Source organism: Actinomycetospora sp. (assembly GCF_036497245.1).
GTDB lineage: Bacteria > Actinomycetota > Actinomycetes > Mycobacteriales > Pseudonocardiaceae > Actinomycetospora.
The window spans coordinates 1-22,424 of record NZ_DASXJS010000229.1 but is presented as its reverse complement, the minus strand read 5'-3'; the positions used below and the strand labels follow the sequence as shown (position 1 = coordinate 22,424).

Below are 22,424 nucleotides of genomic sequence, written 5' to 3'. Positions count from 1 at the left end.
GTCCCGGGTGGGGGGAGTGCGACGGTGGTGGGCGGCGCTGCTGCTCGTCCTGGTGGTGGCGACCTCCTGCGGGTCCGCGTCGCCGTCATCGGGGGTCGCCCCGGTGCAGAACGGGCCCCTGGCGGTGAGCGTCGCGGGCAACCGCCTGGTCGACCAGCACGGGCGCACCGTGGTGCCGCGCGGGGTCAACCGGTCCGGGACGCAGTACGCGTGCACGTCCGGACCCGGCACGTTCGACGGGCCGACCGACCAGCCCGCGATCGACGCGATGCGCAGCTGGGAGATCAGCGCGGTGCGGGTCTCGCTCAACGAGCAGTGCTGGCTGGGCATCAACGGCCTCCCGGTCGGCGGCGACGCCGGGGGGTACCGGCGCGCCGTCACCGATTTCGTGAACCGGTTGACGGCCTCCGGCCTCGTGGTGATCGTCGACCTCCACTGGAACGCGCCCGGGACCCAGCAGGCCCGCGGGCAGCAGAAGATGCCCGACCGCGACCACGCCCCCGCGTTCTGGCAGAGCGTGGCGACGACCTTCGCCCCGAACCGCGCGGTGCTCTTCGACGTCTACAACGAACCGTGGCCCGCGACCGAGGACGTGACCCAGCCGGCCAGCGACGTCGCCTGGGCCTGCGTGCGCGACGGTGGCAACTGCCCGGGTGTCGGGTTCACCGCGGCCGGCAGCCAGGAGCTGGTGAACGCGGTCCGCTCCACGGGCGCGGTCAACCCGATCCTCGTCGGCGGGCCGCAGTTCGCGGGCGTGCTGGACAAGTGGCTGACCTACCGGCCCGACGACCCGCGCCACCAGCTGGTCGCCTCGATCCACATCTACGGCCCGCCGCCGAACGAGACGGCCTGCACCCCCAAGGCGTGCTGGGACGCGACGATCGCCCCCGTCGCCAAGGTCGTGCCCGTGGTCATCGGCGAGATGGGGAACATGGACTGCCGGTCCAGCCTGGTCGATCCGCTGATGGACTGGGCCGACCAGCACGGCATCGGCTACCTCGCCTGGGGGTGGGTGACCAGCGACTGCGCGTCCGAACCGGCGCTGATCTCCAACTACAACGGCACCCCGACCCCGTACGGGGCGGCGGTGCGGCGGCACCTCGCCAAGCAGTGACGCGGGCAGGCAGTGCTGATCACGCAGTGACGCTCAGGCGGTGACGGGGAGCGCTGCCGGCCGCAGGCCCTCGGGTCCCTCGAGGTACTCCTCGCCGGTCGCGGGGCAGCGGTGCCTGCCCCCGCCGAGGTCCTCCAGCGGCGTGCCCGCGCGTCCCACCCAGCCGCGCGCCCTGGCCGGGGACCCGGCGACGACGGCGTGGGCAGGTACGTCCCGGGTGACGACGGAGCCCGCCGCCACCAGCGCCCACCGGCCGACCGTCACGCCGGGCAGCAGGACGGCGCGGGCACCGATCGAGCACCCGTCCTCGAGCGTGATCCCGACGGCGTCCCAGTCCCCGACGTCCTTGCGGGCCCCGTCGACGGTCACGGCCCTCGGGTAGGGGTCGTTGGTCAGCACCACGGCCGGCCCGACGAAGACCCCGGACCCGATGCGGGCGGGCCGGTAGAGCAGCGCGTGGTTCTGGACCTTCACCCGGTCCCCGAGCACGACGTCCTCGTCGACGAACACGCCGCGGCCGATCGTGCACTCCGCCCCGAGGACGGCGCTGTGCCGGATGTGCGCGTACTGCCAGACGACGGTCCCGGCGCCGACGCGCGCGCCCGTCTCGATCTCGGCGGTCGGGTGGATCCCCGCCGCGGTCACCGCAGCTCGCCGAGGCGCAGGGGCGGTGCCGCGACGGTCGCGGCGCGTCCGGTGTCCGGACGTGCACCGCGCACCAGGGCCACGGCCGCGAGGGACGAGCTGACGTCGAGCTTGGTCAGGATGCTCTGCACGTGGGTGCGCACGGTGTTGGTCGACATCCCGAGGCGCTCCGCGACCGCCGGGCGCCCCAGCCCCTCGGCGAGGCAGAGCAGCACCTCGCGCTCGCGGGGGGTGAGCATGCCCAGCAGGGTCTCGACGGGATCCTCGGGCGGGCTCGACCACACCAGGGCGTCGAGGACCGCGGTGAGCGCCCGCGGCGGGAGCCAGACCCCGCCGCCGCCCGCGGCCCGGATCGCGGCCAGGAGCTCCTCGACCGTCGCGCCACGGGGGACCCAGCCGCGGACACCGGCGCGGACGGCCGGGACCAGGGCGGCGAACTCGCTGCGCTCGGCGACCAGCACGACCGTCGGGACCCCGATGTCGTCGCCGTCCCCGTTCCCGCACCGGGCACCGCCGGCGGGCCCCAGCCACGCCGGGTCGAAGAGGGTGACGTCGCCGAGCACGACGTCGAGCGCGGACCGGTCGAGCATCCGCCGCAGGGCGGGCGCGTCACCACCGCAGCGCAGCACCTGGATGTCGGGCTCGGCGCCGAGCCGGGCCGCGATGGCCTCGACGTAGAGGCGGCTCGCGTCGACGATGCCGAGGCGGATGATGTGTTCCGGCGCCGTGTCCACCGCGCCACCCCCTCCACCCGCCCAGCGGGCCCCTCGTCCTGCACCCCGTCGTCGGACGACGGTGTCGACGCCAGACCTCCCCACCAGAGGACGTCCAGCGCGCCGATGGGTTCCAGCATCGGACGCACCTCGTGCAACGGCCTCCGACGGCAGGACGAGACCGCCTACGTCGGATGAGCGTGCCCGAACGGACCGCTCCTCCCGACGATTACTGCACAGCGCCACGGGCGCGGTCGGCGTCGGTGCGGTCCGTGCGCAGGCGACGAGGCGCGACGGGGGAGTGCATGGCTGCGCAGGACGAGATCGGCCTCCTCGACGCGGCGTCCGACGTGGTGTCCCCGGCGGCGCGGCCCGTCCCGGAGCGCGACCACCCGGAGGGCAGTGGCCTGCACGTCCTGCTCATCGTCGAGAACGTGGCGCTCTGCGTCGACCAGCGCGTGCGCAAGCAGGTCCCCTCCTTGCTGGCCGCCGGTCACCACGTCTCGGTGATCACCCGCCGCGACCCCGGCAACGCCGCCTGGCGGGCCCGGCCGGGCCTGACCGTGTTCGAGTACCCGGCCCCGCCCGAACCGCGCGGGCTGGCGGGCTACGTCGTCGAGTACGGCCAGGCGTTCTGCGCCGCCGCGGTGCTCGCGGTCCTCGCCCACCGGCGGCGGCCCGTCGACGTGCTGCATCTCTGCCAGCCCCCGGACGTCTACTTCCCGATCGCCTGGTGGATGCGCAGTACCGGTGCGGCGGTGGTGGTGGACCAGCGCGACCTGATGCCCGAGCTCTTCGCCGCGCGCTACGGCGACCGGCGGCGGATGCGGCGCGTCCTGCACTGGCTCGAGCGGCGCACCCAGGGCGCCGCGGACCTCGCGATCGGGGTCAACCACTACCTCGAGACCCGGCTCCTCGCCGCCGGAGCCCGGTCCGTCGCCGTGGTGCGCAACGGCCCGCTCGCCGACCGCGTCGCCGCGGCCCGCCCCGATCCGTCCCTGCGCGACGGCGCCGACCACCTGTGCTGCTGGGCGGGCAAGATGGGCCGCCAGGACCGCGTGGACCTGCTCCTCGAGGCGATCCGCTACTTCGTGCACGTCCTCGGGCGCCACGACACCCGCTTCGTCCTGCTCGGCAACGGCGAGTGCCACGACGAGCTGCGCGCTCGGGCGACGGCGCTCGACCTCGCCGGGTGGGTGCGCTTCCCCGGGTGGCTCTCCGAGCAGGATCTCTTCACCCACCTGGCGACCGCCGACGTCGGGCTGGACGCCTCCCTGCAGGTCGAGGTGTCCCCGGTGAAGGTCATGGAGTACATGGCCTTCGGGGTGCCCGTCGTGGCGTTCGACCTGCCCGAGACCACCGCGCTGCTGCGGGGCGCGGGCGTCGGTGTCCCGGCCGGCGACGTCGTCGGGCTCGCCGAGGCGCTGAGCGCGCTGCTCGACGACCCCGACCGCGCCCGTGCCCTCGGGGACGTGGGCGCCCAGCGGATCGCCGACGAGCTCGGGTGGGAGCACCAGGCGGCGGTCTATCTCGCGGCCATCGACCGCGTCGCCGCCCCGCGACGAGCGGCACCGGGACGCCGGCGGACCTCCCGCCGGCGCGACGACAGCCGAGGAACGGAGTGAACATGACCGACTGCGAGGTCGCCATCGTGGGAGCCGGCCCCTATGGGCTGGCGGCCGCCGCCCATCTCGGGCGGGCCGGAGTGGCGGCACACGTCCTCGGCGACCCGATGTCCTTCTGGCGGGGGATGCCCGCGGGCATGCTGCTGCGGTCGAGCCACACCGCGACGAGCATCGCGGAGAGCGTCGGGCCGCTCAGCCTCGAGAGCTACGAGCGGTCCGGGGGACCGGTCGGCTCGCCGGTGCCGCTCGAGCGGTTCATCGACTACGGCGACTGGGTCGCGGCTCAGGTGGCACAGGTCGACCGGCGGCGCGTGGTGCACCTCGACCGCGACGCCGACGGCTTCGCCCTCCTGCTCGGTGACGGGGCGCGGCTGCGCGCCCGCCGGGTGGTGATCGCCTGCGGGATCGCGGACTTCGTGCACCGTCCGGGCGGGTGCGAGGGACTACCGGCCGACCTGGTGACCCACACCAGCGAGCACACCGACCTCGCGTCGTTCACCGGGCGGCGCGTGCTCGTCGTCGGCGGCGGGCAGAGCGCGCTCGAGTCGGCGGCGCTGATGTCCGAGCACGGCGCGCACGTCGAGGTGGCGGTGCGCGCGGCCCACGTCAACTGGCTGCACGGCGGGCGCTACCAGCGGCTCCTGGGTCGCGCGGCGCCGCTGATGTACGCCCCGACCGACGTCGGGCCGATGGGCCTCTCGCGCCTGGTCGCGGTCCCCGAGCTCTTCTCGAACCTGCCGCGCTCGGTCCAGGAGCCGCTGGCCCACCGGGCGATCCGCCCGGCCGGGGCGGCGTGGCTGGAGGACCGGCTGCAGGGGGTCGGCCTGACGTTCGACACGCAGCTCCGCGGGGTGACCCCGATCCGGGGCGACCGGCTGCAGATCGAGCTCAGCGGAGGCGACATCCGCGTCGTCGACCACCTGATGCTCGGCACCGGTTACCGGGTCGACGTCACGCGGTACGCGTTCCTCGACCCCGCGCTGCTGCACGCGATCGCGCTCCACGACGGGTACCCGGTGCTCCGCGCAGGCATGGAGACCTCGATCCCCGGGCTGCACATCGTCGGGGCTCCCGCCGCCCGCAGCTTCGGCCCGACGATGCGCTTCGTGTCCGGGAGCTGGTACACCGGGCACCACCTCGCCCTCGGCGTGGCCGGGCACCGGCGCACCCGCTCGCACTACGAGCCGGCCGCGTGAGCGCCGTCGCGACCCCCGGCCCGACCACCTGGACCGACCCCGGACCCGGGCCGCCCGCGTCGCCGCGCCGCACGCCCGGGGCGGTGGTGCTCGGTGGCGACTACCAGGGCCTGGGGATCGCGCGCAGCCTCGGCCGCCGGGGCGTCCCGGTGTGCGTCGTGGACGACGAGCGCTCGCCCGCCGCGGCGTCGCGGTACGTCTCCCACCACGTGCGGGTCGCCGACCTGCACGCCGACGCGGCCGCCCTGGACGCTCTCGACCGGCTGGCGGGCGCGGTCGACGTCGAGGGGTGGGTGATCTACCCGACGCGCGACGAGAACGTGGCGATGCTCGCCCGGTACGCCGACCGGCTCGGGCGCACCTACCGCGTGCCCACACCGGGCTGGGACGCGGTGCGGGTCTGCTGGGACAAGCGGGAGACCTACCGGCTCGCCGCCGAGCTCGGGGTGCCCCATCCCCGGACCTGGGTGCCTGCCGACGAAGCGGGCCTGGAGCTCGTCGAGGCCTCGGCGCCGCTCGTCGTCAAGCCGGCGATCAAGGAGCACTTCTTCTACACGACCGGGGAGAAGGCCTGGCGGGCGGACGGCGCCGCCGAGCTCGCGGACGCCTACCGGCGAGCGGTCGCCGTGACCGGCCCCGGCGAGATCCTGGTGCAGGAGCTCGTCCCGGGCGGCGGGTCCGAGCAGTACTCCTACTGCGCCTTCGTCAAGCGGGGCCGGCCGGTCGCGGTGATGACGGTGCGTCGGCGCCGCCAGCACCCCTCGGACTTCGGCCGGGCCAGCACCTTCGTCGAGACCGTCGAGGTCCCCGAGATCGAGGGCCCGTCCGAACGCTTCCTGGCCGCCCTGAAATTCGACGGCCTGGTGGAGATGGAGTACAAGCGCGACCCCCGTGACGGGGTCCACAAACTGCTCGACGTCAACGCCCGGACCTGGGGTTATCACACCCTCGGCGGCGTCGCGGGCGTCGACTTCCCGTACCTGCTCTACCGGGACCAGATCGGCGCAGGCGTCCCCGAGGTCCCGGTGCGCGCCCGGCCGGGGGTGCGCTGGGTCCGGCTGGCGACCGACCTGCCCAACTCGGTCCGCGACATCGCGGGCGGGACGCTGCGCGCCCGCGACTACCTGCGGACCCTGCCGAGCGCCCACGCCGAGGCCGTGTTCTGCGCCAGGGACCCGCTGCCGTGGTTCTACGAGGCCGCGCTGCTGCCCTATCTCGCTCTGACGAAGGGTCTGTGATGACCGCTCCCCGCGTGGCGTTCGAAACCACCGCCCCGTTCGGGTTCTTCGACTACTTCCGCGTGCCCCACCGCACCGGGGCGGCGCTCCCAGCCGGCGTGGTGCCGCTGCCGGGCGCGGGGTGCCTCTGGTCGGCGACCGACTCTCCGGTGCTGACGTGGGCCCGCCCCGAGCGGCGGCCCGCCCGCGAGCGCCTCACCGGCCGGTTCGACCTCGACGGGGTCCCGCTGGCCGGGCACGTGCTCCGCGACGAGGTGATCGACCGCGAGCTCGCCGACCGTGGCGGCTGGCAGCCGGCGGAGGCGGTGACGGGCGCGGACGGAACCCGGTGCTCGTCGGTCTGGCGGCATCCCGACGGGAGCGTGCTGCTGCCGTTCGACCCGGGTGAGGTGATGACGACGCTGTGGAGCGAGCGCTACCTGACCCTGGGTCGCTCGCCGCTCCCGGCGGCGCTGCGCGCGCTGGCGATCCGCGGCTACTACCTCGTCCGACCCGCCCTCCCGCGCCCGGTCCAGCTGCGCCTGCGCCAGGCCTTCACCAAGGTCCAGGGCCGCGCCGAGTTCCCCCGCTGGCCCGTCGAGGACGGACTGGCCGACCTCTACGGCTGGCTGTTCGCCCGGCTCGAGGAGATCGCCGGGGCGCCGGTGCCGTGGCTCGACCTCTGGCCGGACGGCCGGGACTGGGCGTTCGTCCTCACCCACGACGTCGAGACCCGGGTCGGGTTCGACGGCCGGGAACTGCTGCGGGGTCCCGAGCGCGATCTCGGTCTGCGGTCGTCGTGGAACCTGGTCGCCGAGCGGTACGAGGTCGACGACGACGTCGTCCGGGCGCTGCAGGACGAGGGCTGCGAGATCGGCGTGCACGGCCTGCGCCACGACGGCAAGGACCTGGGCTCGCGCCGGCTGCTGCGCAGGCGGCTGCCCGCGATGCGCCGGGCCGCGCAGCGGTGGGGCGCGCGGGGCTTCCGCTCGCCCGCCACCCAGCGCCGGTGGGAGTGGATGCCGACCCTCGGGTTCGACTACGACACCTCCACCCCGGACACCGACCCTTACGAGCCGCAGCCCGGCGGGTGCGCGACCACGCTGCCGTTCCTGCACGGCGAGATGGTCGAGCTCCCGATCACGCTGCCCCAGGACCACACGGTCTTCGCCATCCTCGACGAGCCCGACGGCGGGCTCTGGCTGGAGAAGACCGGCCACATCCGGGACCGGCGCGGGATGGCCCTCGTGCTGACCCACCCCGACTACGCCGTCGACCCCCGGGTGGTGGCGGCCTACTCGACCCTGCTCGCCACCCACCGCGACGACCCGACGGCCTGGCACGCCCTGCCCGGCGAGGTCGCGACCTGGTGGCACCGCCGCGCCCACTCCGAGCTCGCGCCGGCCGCTGACGGCTGGGAGGTCGTGGGCCCGGCGGCCGGGCGCGGACGGGTCCGGCTCGGGTCGCACCCGGCCGCCGACCCGATCACCCTCGCCGACTGACGCCGGAGCCGGGCTCGGCCAGCTCCGCCCACACGCCCTCGTCCGGGGTGGCCGCCAGCCGGAGCAGGACCCCGCCGACGCCGATCGCGGCGGCGCCCCGCAGCTTCACGGCCACGCTGCGGGCGTCCTCGAACCACACCTCGTGGGCGGTGCCCGCCGGGTCGAGGTAGCGGAACCACGGGGTCTCGGCGAGCGGGTCGACCTCCACCCGGCCCGAGGCGTGCCGGACCGCGAGCCCGATCGCCTCCGCGTGGCTGACCGGGACGGCACCCTCCCGCGTCCAGTCGTACCCGGACCCCGTCACCCCGACGAGGAGCTTCCCGGCCGGGACGTGCTCGGCGGCGTGGGCGAGTACGTCCCTGACCCACCCCGAGGGCGCGGGCGGCCCGGCCACGGTCGTCGGGTCGTGGTAGTCCCAGCTGGTCAGCCGTACCTCGTCGGCCGCCGCACCGAGCGCGCCGTAGTCGTCGACCAGCGTCGGCGGCTCGTCGGGGTGCTCGTCGGCCTTGGCGTACACCGTGACCGAGAGCCGCCTGCCGTGCTCGTGCAGGGCGTCGGCCAGGCGCGCGACGAACCGGCTGAACGCCTGCCGGTCCCCGCGGTGCAGGCCCTGGTAGTCGATGTCGATGCCCGCGTAGTCGTCCCCGACGACGAGGTCGCGGATCGCCAGGACATGGCGCCGGGTCCGGTCCGGATCGTGGAGCGTCGCGGACACGACGTCCCGGGAGCGGCGGCCGCCGAGGAGGTTGGAGACGGTCGGCATCAGCGCGAGCCCGGTGGAGCGCAACGTCGCCACCGCGCCCGCGTCGTCCCGGGCCACCATGGCGACGCCGCCGTCGTGCCGGATCCGGTGGGTCCCGGGCGAGACCTCGTCGAGCGTCACGGCGTGGGCGGCGACGTCACGAGCCCCCGGGCCGAGGTTCCAGGACGGGATGGTGACGGCCCGCAGACCCGGCGTCGTGCCCGCGGATCGCATGTCACGCAGCCGGTGCCGCCGCCCGCACCACGCGGGTTGGACGACGTGACGACTGGGAGGCCATGTCGAGAAGGGTGGCGGGATCTTGGCGTCCGGTCTTCATCCATCTGCCGCAGACGACCCCATTGTCGGCGTCGCTCCGTGTGCGCGGTCCTCAGGCGCGACGCTCGAGGGTCTCCGTCGACGCCAGGCCGTGACGCACTGCGTAGGCCGCGGCCTCCAGCCGGGTGTGGACGCCGAGCTTGGTCATCAACGCCTGCACGTGCGAGCGCACGGTGTTCGCCCCGACGCCCAGCCGGGCCGCCATCTGCGCGGTACTCGACCCCTCGACCAGGAGGCCGAGGCATTCTCGCTCGCGCGCGGTGAGCGGCGTGACCGGCGCCCGGGCGGTGGTCGGGGGCCGCTCCCGCCCCGGCGCCCAGCGAGGCGGGAGCTCGAGGGCGACGTCCCCGGCGACGACGCGATCGAGCGCGTCGAGGAGGGCCGACACGCCCCGTGTCTTGTGCACGAACCCGCGCGCCCCGCCGTCGAGCGCCCGCTGGGCGGCATCCCGGGCGGTGTCGGCGGTCAGCACGACGATCTTCGTCGTCGGTGCGACCGCCTTCAGCTCCGGGAGTGCCGTGAGGACGTCCCCGTCCTCGAACCACCGGTCGGCCACGCACAGGTCGGGCCGCCACCGATCGGCACCGGACACGGTGTCACGGAGGGTGTGCTCTACCGCCAGGACCTTCAGACCGTGATTCTCCAGCACGGCGGCGAGAGCATCGGCGAATGCGGCATGGTCGTCCGCCAGGACGATGCCGGTCATGGATCACGCTCCTCAGGGAAAAGGAACTGCCGATTCCGCCTCACGGTCCAGGGACGGGTTCATGGGTTCGAACGAGATTCGGGCGATGGTCCCGCCGCCTGCGGCGGGAACGTGGGACAGAACGGCGCCGCACTGCGCGGCCAGGATGCGCGACGTCGGGAGACCGAGACCCCGGTGGCCGCTCGGACCCCGGCCGAACCCCGGCCCGTCGTCGCGGATCTCGATCACCGGGACCGGGCCGCCGCGCACGAGGACGCGGACGGTGCCCCGGGCGCCTGCCGCGCGGACGGCGTTGGTCGTCAGGTTGGTCACGAGCCGCCAGAGCGACCGGACGTCGACCGCGAGCCGGACGTCGTCCGCCGAGGTCACGACGACGGTGGTCGGGCCGGCGAGCGCCAGCGGATCGATGACCTCGGCCAGCAGGGCGGCCAGCGACACCTCGCCGTCGACGGTCTCGTCGACCCGCAGGCCCACCAGCCCCTGGAGCCGCTCCACCTCGCGCTCGATCAGCGCCAGGCGTCGGTGGCTGTCGGGGTGGAGTGCGGGATCCATGCGGACGGCCGAGACGAGGCACGACAAGGTGGCGAGCTCGTGCCCGATGTCGTGCGCCAACGCGTCATCCACGGTCATCTGCAACCCGCTGCCCCCTGCGGTTCGCTCGCGATCACCCCACACCCGTCACGCGAGCCTCGTCCATTCATCGTAGAGAGGCAAGCACGGGAAGTGATTCGGCCGAACGGGGCCAGTTCGGCCCGCGCCCTCCCGTTCGGAGCAGTAGGGGTTTCCTCCGGGTAGCGATCATTCCCCGAGACTCATTCTGATGACGGTTCCGCGACACCATCGACACCGCGACGTGGATCGTGGGGTCACGGACGGGTCGCGGGCCCGCTCGGTGCACTCAGATGCTGTGCGCGCGGATGTGGGCGATCATCGCGTCGAGCCCGGTACGCAACGGCTCGGTACTGCGGCGGGTCTGGGTCAGCAACAGCCCGCCCTGCAGGGCGGCGAGCAGCGCGAGGGCGAGTCCGTCGGTGTCGGTGTCGGCGCGCAGGTCGCCACGCTCGCGCATCCGGGCCAGGCCGGCGCGGATCGGGGCCTCCCACCGCTCGAAGCCCGCGGCGAGGTCCTCACGGGCCCCGGGGTCGTCGTCGGCCAGCTCGGCGGCGATCGAGCCGATGGGGCAGCCGCCTGCGCAGTGGCGCTGCTCCTGGAGGCCGACGAGCATGTCCCGCCACTGCTCGAGCGCGGCGAAGCTGTCGAGGTGGTCCAACAGGGGCTGCTGCGCGTCGAGCACCCCGTCGGTCTGGTGCGCGATGACGGCGCGGACGAGATCGTCCTTGTCGCTGAAGTAGTGGTAGAGCTGCGACGCGCTGACGCCGGCCGCGCGCCGGACGTCGTCGATGCCCGTCCGGGCGACACCGTGGGCGAAGACGAGCTCGGACGCCGCCGCGACGATGCGCGCCCGCGTCGCGCGGCCCTTGGCCGTGAGCGTCCGTGCCCCGCCGGTCGTGGGTGTCGCTTCGCCTGATCCCTCCACGTCACGATCCTACGTCAGGAATGGAGTTGACACTCCAAAACTCGGGGAGCACAGTTTGGAGAGAACCATCCAATCTTGAGGAGGCTCCCCATGACCGCCGACCTGACCGGCTCCACCGCCCTCGTGACCGGGGCGACCAGCGGTATCGGCAAGGCCACCGCGCGGCAGCTCGCCGCGCGCGGTGCCCACGTCCTCGTCTCGGGGCGGGACTCCGAGCGCGGGGACGCGGTCGTCGCCGCGATCCGGGCCGACGGCGGGCGGGCCGACTTCGTCGCGACCGACCTGCACGACGACGCGAGCATCCGGGACCTCGCGGAGCGCGCCACCGAGATCGGCGGCGGCCACGTCGACATCCTGATCAACAGCGCGGGCGTCTTCCCGTTCGGCTCGACCCCGGACACCAAGGCGGACGAGGTCGACGATGTCCTCGCGGTCAACGTCAAGGCGCCCTATCTGCTGGTCGGGGCGCTGGCCCCGGCGATGGCCGCACGGGGTCACGGCTCGATCGTCAACGTCAGCACCATGGTCGCCGAGTTCGGCATGGCCGGAACCGGCCTCTACGGCGCGAGCAAGGCCGCGCTCGTGCTGCTGACCAAGTCGTGGGCCGCCGAGTTCGGTCCCGCGGGCGTGCGGGTCAACGCGGTCAGCCCGGGCCCGACGCGCACCGAGGGCACCCTCAGCATGGGCGAGGGGCTCGACGCGCTCGCCGCCGCCGGGCCGGCCGGACGCCCCGGCCTGCCCGACGAGATCGCCGCGGCGATCACCTTCCTCGCCGGGGAGGACGCGAGCTTCGTGCACGGGGCGGTGCTGCCGGCCGACGGCGGACGCATCGCCGTCTAGGGGCACTCCGTGCTCGATCCGTGCCATGGAACGTGTCGGAGATTGTCGAGTGGGCCCTGGGGGTTGTGGCGGTAGCCATGGGGGTCCACTCGGGCTCGGGCCCGGCCAGATTCCCGGCCGAGTGGACCGTGGGGGTTGTGGCGGTAGCCGTGGGGCCCCACTCGCCGGCCTCGACCCCGCCGGCGAAGCGGATCAGCGACGGCGAGCCCGGTCCAGGAGCCCGAGGAAGCGCTCCGCCCGGACGGGCAGGCGTTCGGGGTCATGGTGCACCCGGGCCGGGCGCACACGCACCGCGACATGTCCGTCGTCGCCGCTCGCCGCGTCCTTCTCGGAGCGCCGAGGGGCCGGAACCCGTCCGGAGACGTCGGCCCCGCGCTGGGACTGCTCGGTCATGTCGAACCCCCGATCGTCGCGGACGGAGCCGTGTCGGCCCGGATCACCCGGCGCGGCGTGGCAATGGACGCCCCCCGCCCCCATTGCCACGCCTCCCCCTACTGCCCGGCGCCGGACCGGAACAGCCACGACCCAGAGTGCTCACTGCGGGTGCGGGGCGGCCATCAGCAGAAGTGACTAGTGACGCCGCGACCGGTCCAGAACGCCTGGACGGCCTCCCGGACTGCCTCTAACGTCCATATCGTGGCTGGTCAGAGCGCTGTGGACGACGATCTGTGGCGCCGCGCCGAATTCGCCGCGATCGCCGGTTCCTGGAGTTCCGTCCGCTTCGGCGGCCCGGCCACCGTGCTGTTGCGCGGGGAGGCGGGCGCAGGCAAGAGCCGGCTCGTCCGGGGCCTCGTGGAGCGTGCGGAGTCCGAGGGCGCGTTCGTCCTCACGGGAGCGTGCATCGACGTCGGCGACCAGTTGCCGTTCTGGCCGCTGATCTCGGCGTTGCGCGGTCTGCTCGCCCCGGGCTCCGCGACGGGCGAGGTCGCCCGGACCGCGCTGGCCCCGATGGCGGGGGAGCTGCCCGGTCTCCTGGACCCGGCGCCGGGGCGGGCGGTCGATCACGGCGGGCCGGGGCTGGACCTGATCCGCCGGGTCCTGACGACGCTCGCCGGCACGGCGCCGGTGCTGCTGGCCGTCGAGGACCTCCACTGGGCGGACCCCGGGACCCGCGACACCGTCGTGACCCTGGCGGCCCACCTGCGTCACGAGCCGGTCCTCGTCGTCCTCACCCTGCGGCCCGAGGCCCTCCGGCCCCGGCACCCGTTGCGGACGATGGTGGCCGAGCTCGGCAGGCATCCCCGGGCGACCGTCCACGACCTCGGCCCCCTGGACCGGGCCACCGTCGCCCGGCTGGTCGCCGCGACGGCCGGTGACGATCCGGAGCTGGTCGACCGGGTGTGGCAGCGCTCCGGGGGCAACGCGTTCATCGTCGCGGAGACGCTGCGCGCGGTCGGGGCGGGCGAGCCCGGGGCGCTCACCGGGCGGCTGCGCGACCTCGTCCTCGGGCGGCTCGCTCCGCTGGGCGCGACGGCGGGCACCGTCGTGCAGGCGCTCGCGCTCGGGACCGAGCCCGTGCCGCACCGGCTGCTCTCCGACGTCGTGCAACTCTCCGAGCCCGCCCTGGTCGCCGCGCTGCGCGACGCGGTCACGGCCGCCGTCGTGGTCGTCCACGGCGCCACCGAGGGCTACGCCCTGCGCCACGGGCTCATCCGTGAGGTGATCGCCGACGAGCTGATGCCCGGCGAGCGCCGTGAGCTGCATCGTCGCTACGCGCTCGCGATCGACCGGCTGCTCGACGAGCTCTCCCCGTATCCCGACGCGATGAACGGGAGCCGTTCGGCCGACGTCCGCACGGACCTCGTCCTGCGCCGCGCCCACCACTGGTACGCCGCCGACGACGTCACCTCCGCGATGCACGCCGTCGCGGCCGCCGCCCACGTGACCGAGCGGCTCCTCGACTACGGCGGCGCCCACCGGCAGTGGACCCGGGTCCTCGAGCTGACCGATCGCCGTGCCCTGCCCGCGGGCCCGATCCGGCGGGCGCTGGCCCCGTCGGGTGCGGCGGACCGGGCCGAGTCGCGCCGGGTGGACCCACGCCGGGACGCCGCGGACGACGAGGGGGTCACCGACGACCGGCAGGACCGCGCCGAGCTGATCAGCCGGGCCGCGGAGGTCGCCCACCTCGCCGGCGAGCACGACCGGGCCGTCGACCTGCTCGAGCGGCTCGCGCCGCGGTCGGACGTCACGCTCTCCACGCGCCTGGGGCGCTACCTGCTCGACGCGGGCCGTCCCGCCGACGCCGTCCGCGCCCTCGACGCCGAGCCGGTGCGGCAGATCGAGGGTGCCCTCGCGGTCCGGGTGGAGGCCGGTCTCGCCGTCGAGGTCACGCGTTCCCGACAACTGGCGGCCCTGCACGCCGTGCGCGCCGACGCGCTGCTCGCCGACGGCGACGTGCGGGAGGCCCAGGACCAGGCCCAGCGCGCGCTGACGCTGTCGCGGCGTGGCGGGGACGATCCCGAGCAGGTCCCGATGCTGGTGACCCTCGGGTTCGCGCTCGCGTACCGGGAGAACTCCGAGGCCGGGCTGGCCGCCGTGGCGGAAGGGCTCGCCGTCGCCGAGCGGCTCGTCGACGCGGAGGGGGTCGGACGCGCCTACCTGCACTGGGCCGAGCTGCTCGTCGGCCCGCTGGGCGAGATCGCCGAGGGGGTGGAGCTCGCGCGCCAGGGCCTCGCCCGGATGCGCGACCTCGGCCTGGCCCGCAGCTTCGGGGTGAGCTTGTTGGCGACCGCGGCCAACGGGCTGTTCCGGCTCGGGCGCTGGGCCGAGGCCCAGGAAGCGGTCGACGAGGCCTGGGCCCTGCGACCGACGGGCGCCGAGGCCCTGGAGATCCGGCTGGCCCGGATACGGTTGCTGGTCGGACGGGGCGAGTTCGGAGCGGCCGACGAGGACATGGGGGCGGTCGAGCTGCTGTCCGCGACCGCCGGGGAGCGCCGGCAGGTCCCGCTGGTGACGCTGCGCTCCGGGCTGCAGATGTGGCGCGGACGCCCGCAGGACGCGCGCGACGCGGTGGCCGTCGGGCTCGACCTCGCGGCCCGGCACCCCGACGACGTCTTCCTCGTCGCCCCGCTGCTCTGGCACGGGCTCCGGGCCGAGGCGGAGGCCGCGGTGCACGGCGACCGCGACCAGGAAGCGGTCCGCCGGTTGGTGGACCGCCTCCACGACATCGAGCGGCGGGTCCCCACGATCGTCCCGGCCCTGCGGCGCACCGTGATCGCCTACGCGCGGATGTGCCGGGCCGAGCTGGGGCGCGTGCAGGGGACGCCCGATCCGGAGGCCTGGCGCGACGTCGCCGAGCGGTGGAGCGCCCTGCTCAACCCCTACCCGGCGGCGTACGCCCAGCTGCGGCGGGCCGACGCCCTGCTGACCGTCGCCCGGCGCCCGTCGAGCGAGGTCACGGCCTGTCTCCGCGCGGCGGCGGGCACGGCCCGCGAGATGGGGGCGGCACCGTTCCTGCGCGAGGTCGAGGCGGTCGCCGCCCGGGCCGGACTGACGCGCAGCGAGCTCCTCGACGGCGCGGAGGACGGGCCCCTGGCCACGGCGGAGTCCCGTGCCCCGGAGCTCTCCGCCCTGACGCCCCGCGAGCACGAGGTGCTGGGCGCGGTGGCCGAGGGGTTGACCAACCGCCAGGTCGGACGGCGTCTGGGGATGCAGGAACGGACGGTCGCGGTGCACGTGTCGAACGTGCTGCGCAAGACGAACACGCGCTCGCGCACTCAGGCCGCGGCGCTGCTGCAACGGGTTCGGGCGCGCTAGGCGCCCGCCGACGAGGGGGATGGCATGGGAGTCAACGACGCACTCAAGGCTGCGGTGAGCGAGGTACCGGGCGACGTCCCGGCGGTGATCAGGACGCTCGATGCCGTCAAGGCGGCGGCGGTGCAGGTGGATCCGCGGGGGAAGGAGGACGGCATCGCCTCCTTCACGCTGCTCTACCACGAGATCACCTGCGGCGTGCTGGACGCGGTGACGGCCGGGTCCTTCGAGGCCGGGACCTTCATCATCGACCTCGACGTGGCCTTCGCGTGCCGGTACCTGGCCGCGATCCGGGCCCTCACGGACGGCGTCGGGCGCGTGCCGCGGTGCTGGGAGGTGCTGTTCGACGTCCGGTCCGACGACTCGGTGCCGACCCTCGAGTACGCGGCGGCCGGCGTGAACGCCCACGTCAACTACGACCTGGCGTTCGCCCTGCTCACCACCTGGGACTCCCATTCCTCGCCGGCCGAGCGGGACGCCCAGCACCGGGACTACTGCCGGATCAACGACATCTTCTACGCGAAGATGAACACGCTGCGCCACGAGTTCCACTCACCGTTCTCGTACTTCGGCGACGGTTCGTTGGCCAACCGGCTCGGCAACGTGTTCGGCGACCTGCTGGTGCGGGACACCCGCGACCTCGCCTGGGACGCGGCGATGGCGATGTGGGCCCATCGCAACGACAGCGACTGGGAGGAGTACCGGGCCGCCGAGGAGGAGCGCCGCGACCACCTCGCCGCGCTCGTCGGGTTCGGCATCCTCCACGCCCACTTCTGACCGGACGAGGCCCCCGCCCCCGGCTCGGGGCGGCGGGCCCGCTCAGTGCGCCCCGAGCAGGTTCGTGCGGACGTCGACGAGGTGCCCGCGCATGTGCTCGCGCGCCGCGTCGGGATCGCGCTCGACGAGCGCCGCGACGATCTCGGCGTGGCAGCGCTCGTACTCGCGGCGCCGCTCGGCGGTCGCCGTCCGCCGCTTGAGACTGCCCCAGACCGGGAGGTCGCGGGCGGCGTTCATGGTGTCGAAGAGGCGCAGCAGCAGGCCGTTGTGCGCCGCGGCGGCGATGGCGCGGTGCAGCGCGGAGTCCCAGGCCTCGAACTCGTCGTAGGTGGTCGTCGCGTCGCCGCGGCGCAGGCAGTGCCGGATGTGGTCGATGTCGGCCTGCGTGGCGTGCCGCGCGGCGAGCGCGGCGATCTCCGGTTCGAGGACGAGGCGGGTCGCCATGATCTCGGCGGGGCTGGTCTGCACCGCCCCGCGGGCGACGGCGGGCAGCCCGGGGTCGGCCTCGAGCTCGGCGAGGAAGGTGCCCCGCCCGACGTGCCGGGTGATCCGGCCCTCGCGCTCCAGCTCGGCCAGCGCGGAGCGCACCGCGGTCCGGGAGGCCTGCAGCGTGTCGCACAGCGCCCGCTCCGTCGGGATCTTCGCGCCCGTCCCGAGCGTGCCTGCGGCGACCGCCTCGTCGAGCAGCGCGCGCAGGCGGACCGCGAGTGGGCCCGACGTCGTCGACCCACTGGTCACCGGTGCGGCCATGTCACTCTCCCCTCGTCGGTTGGCGACCAATATTAGACCAATGACGACGCCGCGACGGTATTGGCAGCCGAAACGCGGCGTCGTACGGTCGAGCCAGGGCCGCGATGTGAAGCACCACACGCTGCCAATGGACCGGATTGGTCGCTAATGGTGCGCTTCGCGCCCGTGAGCACTTTCCGGGCCTATAGCCCCGGAAAGTGCTCACAAGGCCGAAGGCCACCTCCCGAGGAGGGCTCGTGAAACTGGTGACGTTCGCCGTCGGCGGCCGTGAGGCCGTGGGGCTGGTGGCTCCCGACGACGAGGCCGGCGTGCTCGACCTGGCGCCGGTGGTGGGGGAGCGGTCGCTGCTCGAGGTCATCGAGAACTGGGACCGCCTGGGTCCCCGGATCGCCGAGGCCCGCGACCTCCGGCGCGTCGAGCGCCCGACCCTCCGCGCGCCGATGCCCACCCCCCGCCGGGACCTGTTCGCCGTCGGCAAGAACTACCGCGAGCACGTCGCGGAGTTCGGCCGCTCCGGCTACGACACCCCGCAGCGCTCGGAGGACGTGCCGGACAAGCCGATCGTCTTCTCCAAGGCGACGACGAGCGTGACCGGCCCGTACGACGACATCGAGGCCCACCGCTCGGTCACCTCCGAGCTCGACTACGAGGCCGAGCTCGCCGTGATCATCGGACGCGGCGGCCGGGGCATCTCCCGCGACGAGGCGATGCGGCACGTCTGGGGCTACACGATCGTCGACGACGTCACCGCCCGCGACGTGCAGCGCGACCACAAGCAGTGGCTGCTGGGCAAGTCCCTCGACACCCACGCGCCGATGGGCCCGTGGGCCGTGACCGCCGACGAGATCCCCGACCTGGACGCCCTCGAGGTCTCCTCCACCGTCAACGGCGAGCCCCGCCAGAAGGCCCCCGTCGCGGACCTGATCTTCGATGTGCCCGAGCTGATCCGCGTGATCTCCGCCGGGATGACGCTGCTGCCGGGCGACGTCATCGCCACCGGGACCCCCGCGGGCGTCGGGATCGGGTTCGACCCGCCGCGCTTCCTGGGCCCCGGCGACGTCGTCGAGTGCGCGATCACCGGCCTCGGCGCGATCCGCAACACCGTCCGCTGAACCACCAGAACGCAACCCCCCTCGAAGGAGGACCAGCACGTGAAGGTCAACGGCAAGGAACTCGCGGTCGAGATCACCGGCGACGGGCCGGTGGTCCTGCTGGTCCACGGCCTCGGCGGCACCTCGAACTTCTTCCAGCCGCAGGTCGCGGCGCTGGCCGAGCGGTTCACCGTCGTGCGGCCCGACATGGAGGGCTCCGGGCGGTCCCCGGTGACCAGCACGCCGACCATCGCGAGCTTCGCCGACGATCTCGCCGACCTGCTGCCGCAGCTCGGAGCGGGCCCGGCCCGGGTGGTCGGGCACTCGATGGCCACCATCACCGTCCGGCTCCTCGCGGCGACAAGGCCCGACCTGGTCTCCCACCTCGCGCTGCTCGGCGCCGTCCCCGCGCCCCTGCCCGAGGCGGGGCAGCAGGGCCAGCACGACCGCGCCGCCAAGGCGCGCGCCGGGGAGATGCCCGCGATCGCCGACGCCGTCATGGGCAACGCCACCGCCGAGGCGACCCGCCGCGACCACCCGGGCACGGCCGCCGCGGTCCGCGAACTGGTGCTGCGCCAGGACCCGGAGGGCTACGCCCGCTCCTGCGAGGCGCTCGCCGGCGCACCCGACCCGGGCCCCGTCGACCCGGAGCTCCCGCTGCTGCTGCTCACCGGGGCCGACGACGGCGTCGGTCGGCCCGAGATCAGCCAGGGCCTCGCCGACGCGCACGGCGCCGCGACCCTCGATGTCCTCGACGACTGCGGCCACTGGACCGCGCTCGAACGCCCGCACGAGGTGACCGAGCACCTCCTCAAGTTCTTCTGACCCACCTGTCCGTTCGACCGATCCCACACCACAACTCGATCCCTCGACGACGAGGAGCCCCTCATGAGCAAGGTCCTGTTCCGTGACGTCTCGATCCTCGACTGCACCGGCGCCGATCCGTATCCCGGAGATGTCCTGATCGAGGACGACCGCATCGCCGCCGTCGGCACCGTCGAGGCGAACCGCGCCGAGGGTGCCCACGTCGTCGAGGGGCGCGGGCGCACGCTGATGTCCGGGCTGTGCGACGCGCACACCCACTTCACCTGGAACAACTCGGCCGACCTCGACGGGCTCGGGCACACCCCCGTCGAGGAGCACCTGCTCTTCGCCCTCGAGTCGGCCAAGACCTACCTCGACTCGGGTTACACGATGTGTCTCGGGGCCGCCTCGGCGAAGGAGCGGCTCGACGTCGTGTGCCGCGACGCCATCAACGCCGGGCGCATCCCCGGCCCGCACTACCTCGCCAACGGCCCCGAGATCGCCACCACCGGCGGGGCGATCATCAAGTCGATCACGAAGTTCGCCGACGGCCCGGAGGGCATGCGCAAGGCCGTCCGCGAGCTGATCGACATCGGGGTCGACCAGATCAAGCTCTCGATGACCGGTGAGGAGATCACCGGCACGATGCGCGCGGAGGACACCTACTTCTCCGACGAGGAGGTGGCGGCCGCCGTCACCGAGGCCCACCGCCGCGGCAAGCGCGTCTGCGCCCACGCCCGCTCCGCGGAGAGCGTGAAGATGTGCGTCCGGAACAAGGTCGACATCGTCTACCACGCGAGCTTCACCGACGCCGAGGGCATGGACATGCTCGAGGCGAACAAGGACTGGGTGTGGGTCGGGCCCGGCATCAACTGGCTCATCGCCACCCTCTACGAGGCGGAGGCGTTCGGGTTCCCGCAGGAGGCCGCGGAGGCCGTCGGGTACAAGAAGGAGCTCGAGGTCGCGATCGAGGGACTCCGCGAGATGCACCGTCGTGGCATCAAGCTGGTGCCCGGTGGCGACTACGGCTTCGCGTGGACCCCGCACGGCACGTATGCCCGCGACCTCGAGCACTTCGTCGAACTGCTCGGGTTCACGCCGATGGAGGCGATCCTCTCGGCGACCAAGCGCGGCGGCGAGATCATGCTGCGTCCCCACGAGCTCGGGCAGGTCCAGCCCGGTTACCTCGCGGACCTGATCCTCGTCGACGGCGACCCGCTCGCCGACATCACGGTGCTCCAGGACCACGACCGCATCCAGGCGATCATGAAGGAGGGCCGCTTCCACAAGGAGGACGCCGGGGCCCGCGCCTGACCCGCTCGAGGAGCCGGGCGGCGATCTCCTCCCCGGCGCCCACTCCGCTCACCCGGGTGACCGCGACGTGGGGGGCGTGCCACCCGAGCGCGTGCAGCTCGCCGTGCGCCGGCCGGATCGCGGCGTCGGCGGCGAGCAGCAGGTCGGTGTCCAGGCGGGAGTCACCGGCCGCGAGCAGGCCGTCGTCCGGACCGCACCGGCGCCGCACCTCCGTCACCGCCGCGACCTTGGACAGCCCGGCGGGGACGAGGTGCAGCTTCCGCTCGCCCGGCAGTGCCTCCCAGCCCCGGTCGGCGGCGAACGCGGCGAGCTCGTCGCCCCATCCGTCGGGCACCCTCGCCGGGTCGAGCCGGGCGACCAGGAAGAGGTCCTCCGCGCGGCGGACCGGGCCGGCGATCCCGACCGGCAGGACCGCGATCCGCCGGTCGAGCCCGGCCGCGACCTCGTCGAGCGACGCGACCCGCGCCAGCCGTCGGCGGACGTCCCCGGCCCAGGCCGCGTCGGGAACGCCGTCGTCGAGCAGGACACCGCCGTGCGCGCACACCGCCCACCGGTGGGCGCCGGGGAGCCGCAGACGCTGGAACTGCTCGCGGGTGCGCGTCGTCGCGGGCACCCAGGTCGCGGCGTCACCCAGCGCCGTGAGCAGCTCGGCCGCGCGCCGGGTCGTCCACGTCGTGGCGACGCCCTCGCGGTGCTCGACCGCGTGCAGGCCGGCCAGGTCCACGCCGGCGGAGCGCCGCGAGTAGACCAGCGTCCGGTCGAGGTCGGTGGCGACGAGCACGGTCACCCGGGCCCCCGGCCCCGGACGAGCCCGACGCTGCGGTAGGGGCACGGGAGCCCGCCGGCCTCTCCGGGGAGCTCGCGCACCGGGACACCGCGGGCGTGGCACATCGCGCGCAGGTGCTCGGCGTCGGGGCCCGCGTCGGGCGCGAGCAGGACGGCCTCGGGCGCCCGGCGCAGCAGCATGCGGGTGGTCTCGCCGAGCCCGGGCTTGATCCGGTGCCGGTCGCCCACCCCGAGCTCACGGGCCAGGGCCGCGACGTAGGCGGGTCCGCGCCGGTCGCCCGGTCCGTCGGGCGTCACCGCTGCTGCCATCCCCGGAGCGACCTCGCCCGCCACCGTCTCGAAGCGCGCCGACACCGCGTCGAGGAACGTCGCGGTCCGGTCCCCGCCGGCGAGCGCGGGGTAGTACTTGGCGCCGTCGTACCCGCCGTCCGGCACGAGGTCGGGCCGCCGGACGGTGCGCGAGACCAGCCCGCACACCGTGGCGGTCAGGCACGCCGACGGGACGAGCAGGTCCTCGCGGGTGCCCGCCAGGGTGGCGACGTGGGCCGGGTCGCTCAGCGCGACGACGTACGCCGGGACGGCGTGCGCGGCCAGCCCGGCCGTCAGCTCGTCGACGATCGCGCCCTTGCCGGTCCAGCCGTCGACGAAGACCAGCGACGCCGGGTCGTGGCCGGAGGTCAGCGCCGCGAGGGCGTTCGGGTCGACGCCGCGTCCGCGGACGACGCTCATGGCGTAGTGCGGCAGGTCCACCCCGCGCACGAGGGCGGCCCAACGGCGGACGAGGACCCCGACCGGGGTTCCCCCTCGGGCCAGCGACACCAGCACCGGTCGGGGACCGACGGTGGCGAGCAGGCGGTCGGTGACGTGCCCGACGAGCCGGGCGACGGTCGTCGCCGACCTCGCGAGGGCCCGGTGGAAGTGCTCCTCGTGCACCGGGGACGGCACGTGCTCCTCGGGCAGGGCCTCGGAGTAGTGG

The 22,424-nt window shown here is 74.5% G+C and carries 21 protein-coding genes; 11 read left to right on the top strand and 10 right to left on the bottom strand.

The annotated features are described in order from the left end of the window. Positions 1 to 7: 7 nt before the first annotated feature. Positions 8 to 1,114, top strand: a complete 1,107-nt coding sequence (locus VGI02_RS24195; protein WP_331631697.1) for a glycoside hydrolase family 5 protein — start codon at positions 8 to 10, stop codon at positions 1,112 to 1,114. A gap of 33 nt (positions 1,115 to 1,147) precedes the next feature. Here VGI02_RS24195 and VGI02_RS24190 read toward each other — a convergent pair whose 3' ends face one another. Then, a complete protein-coding gene (locus VGI02_RS24190; RefSeq protein ID WP_331631695.1) occupies positions 1,148 to 1,759 on the bottom strand; it encodes an acyltransferase in 612 nt (203 codons plus the stop codon). Then, entirely contained in the window at positions 1,756 to 2,493 is a 738-nt protein-coding gene (locus VGI02_RS24185) for a helix-turn-helix transcriptional regulator (RefSeq protein WP_331631693.1), read from the bottom strand. The genes VGI02_RS24190 and VGI02_RS24185 overlap by 4 nt, the downstream gene beginning before the upstream one ends. A 284-nt stretch (positions 2,494 to 2,777) precedes the next feature. Between VGI02_RS24185 and VGI02_RS24180 the strand changes: the two genes are divergently transcribed. The 4 genes from VGI02_RS24180 to VGI02_RS24165 are packed head-to-tail and all read left to right on the top strand — an operon-like array spanning position 2,778 to position 8,012. Continuing rightward, complete coding sequence (locus VGI02_RS24180) at positions 2,778 to 4,097, top strand: glycosyltransferase family 4 protein (RefSeq protein WP_331631691.1); 1,320 nt, start codon at positions 2,778 to 2,780, stop codon at positions 4,095 to 4,097. Between the two features lie 2 nt (positions 4,098 to 4,099). After that, positions 4,100 to 5,293 (top strand): FAD-dependent oxidoreductase, encoded by a 1,194-nt coding sequence (locus VGI02_RS24175; protein ID WP_331631689.1) that lies wholly within the window; start codon positions 4,100 to 4,102, stop codon positions 5,291 to 5,293. Next, on the top strand, positions 5,290 to 6,531 hold the full coding sequence (locus VGI02_RS24170; RefSeq protein ID WP_331631687.1) for a carboxylate--amine ligase: 1,242 nt from the start codon (positions 5,290 to 5,292) through the stop codon (positions 6,529 to 6,531). Before VGI02_RS24175 ends, VGI02_RS24170 begins: the two co-directional genes overlap by 4 nt. Then, entirely contained in the window at positions 6,531 to 8,012 is a 1,482-nt protein-coding gene (locus VGI02_RS24165) for a polysaccharide deacetylase family protein (RefSeq protein WP_331631685.1), read from the top strand. Before VGI02_RS24170 ends, VGI02_RS24165 begins: the two co-directional genes overlap by 1 nt. Here VGI02_RS24165 and VGI02_RS24160 read toward each other — a convergent pair. The 4 genes from VGI02_RS24160 to VGI02_RS24145 form a co-directional block, all read right to left on the bottom strand. Beyond that, entirely contained in the window at positions 7,996 to 8,988 is a 993-nt protein-coding gene (locus VGI02_RS24160; protein WP_331631683.1) for a glycosyl hydrolase family 18 protein, read from the bottom strand. The genes VGI02_RS24165 and VGI02_RS24160 overlap by 17 nt on opposite strands. Before the next feature lie 154 nt (positions 8,989 to 9,142). Next, positions 9,143 to 9,796, bottom strand: coding sequence for a LuxR C-terminal-related transcriptional regulator (locus tag VGI02_RS24155; protein ID WP_331631681.1), 654 nt, complete (start codon positions 9,794 to 9,796; stop codon positions 9,143 to 9,145). A 12-nt stretch (positions 9,797 to 9,808) separates the two neighbouring features. After that, a complete protein-coding gene (locus VGI02_RS24150; RefSeq protein ID WP_331631679.1) occupies positions 9,809 to 10,426 on the bottom strand; it encodes a sensor histidine kinase in 618 nt (205 codons plus the stop codon). Between the two features lie 268 nt (positions 10,427 to 10,694). Continuing rightward, positions 10,695 to 11,333 carry a TetR/AcrR family transcriptional regulator gene (locus VGI02_RS24145; protein ID WP_331631677.1) on the bottom strand — a complete coding sequence of 213 codons (639 nt, stop codon included), beginning with the start codon at positions 11,331 to 11,333 and terminating at the stop codon, positions 10,695 to 10,697. Between the two features lie 90 nt (positions 11,334 to 11,423). Here VGI02_RS24145 and VGI02_RS24140 point away from each other — a divergent pair, with 90 nt between their 5' ends. Then, entirely contained in the window at positions 11,424 to 12,173 is a 750-nt protein-coding gene (locus VGI02_RS24140) for an SDR family NAD(P)-dependent oxidoreductase (protein WP_331631675.1), read from the top strand. A 192-nt stretch (positions 12,174 to 12,365) separates the two neighbouring features. Here the strand turns inward: VGI02_RS24140 and VGI02_RS24135 are convergent, their stop codons facing one another. Next, positions 12,366 to 12,566 (bottom strand): hypothetical protein, encoded by a 201-nt coding sequence (locus VGI02_RS24135; RefSeq protein ID WP_331631673.1) that lies wholly within the window; start codon positions 12,564 to 12,566, stop codon positions 12,366 to 12,368. A gap of 243 nt (positions 12,567 to 12,809) precedes the next feature. Here VGI02_RS24135 and VGI02_RS24130 point away from each other — a divergent pair, with 243 nt between their 5' ends. Together VGI02_RS24130 and VGI02_RS24125 are read left to right on the top strand one after the other, a co-directional pair. Beyond that, a complete protein-coding gene (locus tag VGI02_RS24130) occupies positions 12,810 to 15,929 on the top strand; it encodes a helix-turn-helix transcriptional regulator (RefSeq protein WP_331631671.1) in 3,120 nt (1,039 codons plus the stop codon). Between the two features lie 24 nt (positions 15,930 to 15,953). Next, positions 15,954 to 16,703 carry a DUF5995 family protein gene (locus VGI02_RS24125; protein WP_331631669.1) on the top strand — a complete coding sequence of 250 codons (750 nt, stop codon included), beginning with the start codon at positions 15,954 to 15,956 and terminating at the stop codon, positions 16,701 to 16,703. Between the two features lie 42 nt (positions 16,704 to 16,745). Here the strand turns inward: VGI02_RS24125 and VGI02_RS24120 are convergent, their stop codons facing one another. Next, entirely contained in the window at positions 16,746 to 17,453 is a 708-nt protein-coding gene (locus VGI02_RS24120) for a FadR/GntR family transcriptional regulator (protein ID WP_331631667.1), read from the bottom strand. Between the two features lie 236 nt (positions 17,454 to 17,689). Here VGI02_RS24120 and VGI02_RS24115 point away from each other — a divergent pair, with 236 nt between their 5' ends. The 3 genes from VGI02_RS24115 (at position 17,690) to VGI02_RS24105 (ending at position 20,662) form a co-directional block, all read left to right on the top strand. Next, positions 17,690 to 18,565, top strand: coding sequence for a fumarylacetoacetate hydrolase family protein (locus VGI02_RS24115; RefSeq protein WP_331631665.1), 876 nt, complete (start codon positions 17,690 to 17,692; stop codon positions 18,563 to 18,565). Positions 18,566 to 18,604: 39 nt separating this feature from the next. After that, positions 18,605 to 19,369: an alpha/beta fold hydrolase gene (locus tag VGI02_RS24110; protein ID WP_331631663.1), complete on the top strand. Its 765-nt coding sequence runs from the start codon at positions 18,605 to 18,607 to the stop codon at positions 19,367 to 19,369. A 63-nt stretch (positions 19,370 to 19,432) separates the two neighbouring features. Continuing rightward, positions 19,433 to 20,662 (top strand): metal-dependent hydrolase family protein, encoded by a 1,230-nt coding sequence (locus tag VGI02_RS24105; protein ID WP_331631661.1) that lies wholly within the window; start codon positions 19,433 to 19,435, stop codon positions 20,660 to 20,662. Here VGI02_RS24105 and VGI02_RS24100 read toward each other — a convergent pair. Together VGI02_RS24100 and VGI02_RS24095 are read right to left on the bottom strand one after the other, a co-directional pair. Then, positions 20,613 to 21,449 carry an HAD family hydrolase gene (locus VGI02_RS24100; protein ID WP_331631659.1) on the bottom strand — a complete coding sequence of 279 codons (837 nt, stop codon included), beginning with the start codon at positions 21,447 to 21,449 and terminating at the stop codon, positions 20,613 to 20,615. The genes VGI02_RS24105 and VGI02_RS24100 overlap by 50 nt on opposite strands. Beyond that, positions 21,446 to 22,424, bottom strand: a 979-nt coding sequence (locus tag VGI02_RS24095; protein WP_331631657.1) for a cysteine protease StiP domain-containing protein, incomplete at its 5' end; no start/stop codon positions are given. The genes VGI02_RS24095 and VGI02_RS24100, both read right to left, overlap by 4 nt.

What these genes read in the sequence shown, in the direction of transcription:
- VGI02_RS24180 (WP_331631691.1), top strand. Translation starts at nt 2,778, where the DNA reads ATGGCTGCGCAGGACGAGATCGGCCTCCTCGACGCGGCGTCCGACGTG.
- VGI02_RS24175 (WP_331631689.1), top strand. Translation starts at nt 4,100, where the DNA reads ATGACCGACTGCGAGGTCGCCATCGTGGGAGCCGGCCCCTATGGGCTG.
- VGI02_RS24165 (WP_331631685.1), top strand. Translation starts at nt 6,531, where the DNA reads ATGACCGCTCCCCGCGTGGCGTTCGAAACCACCGCCCCGTTCGGGTTC.
- VGI02_RS24160 (WP_331631683.1), bottom strand. Translation starts at nt 8,988, where the DNA reads ATGCGATCCGCGGGCACGACGCCGGGTCTGCGGGCCGTCACCATCCCG.
- VGI02_RS24155 (WP_331631681.1), bottom strand. Translation starts at nt 9,796, where the DNA reads ATGACCGGCATCGTCCTGGCGGACGACCATGCCGCATTCGCCGATGCT.
- VGI02_RS24150 (WP_331631679.1), bottom strand. Translation starts at nt 10,426, where the DNA reads ATGACCGTGGATGACGCGTTGGCGCACGACATCGGGCACGAGCTCGCC.
- VGI02_RS24140 (WP_331631675.1), top strand. Translation starts at nt 11,424, where the DNA reads ATGACCGCCGACCTGACCGGCTCCACCGCCCTCGTGACCGGGGCGACC.
- VGI02_RS24135 (WP_331631673.1), bottom strand. Translation starts at nt 12,566, where the DNA reads ATGACCGAGCAGTCCCAGCGCGGGGCCGACGTCTCCGGACGGGTTCCG.
- VGI02_RS24125 (WP_331631669.1), top strand. Translation starts at nt 15,954, where the DNA reads ATGGGAGTCAACGACGCACTCAAGGCTGCGGTGAGCGAGGTACCGGGC.
- VGI02_RS24120 (WP_331631667.1), bottom strand. Translation starts at nt 17,453, where the DNA reads ATGGCCGCACCGGTGACCAGTGGGTCGACGACGTCGGGCCCACTCGCG.
- VGI02_RS24105 (WP_331631661.1), top strand. Translation starts at nt 19,433, where the DNA reads ATGAGCAAGGTCCTGTTCCGTGACGTCTCGATCCTCGACTGCACCGGC.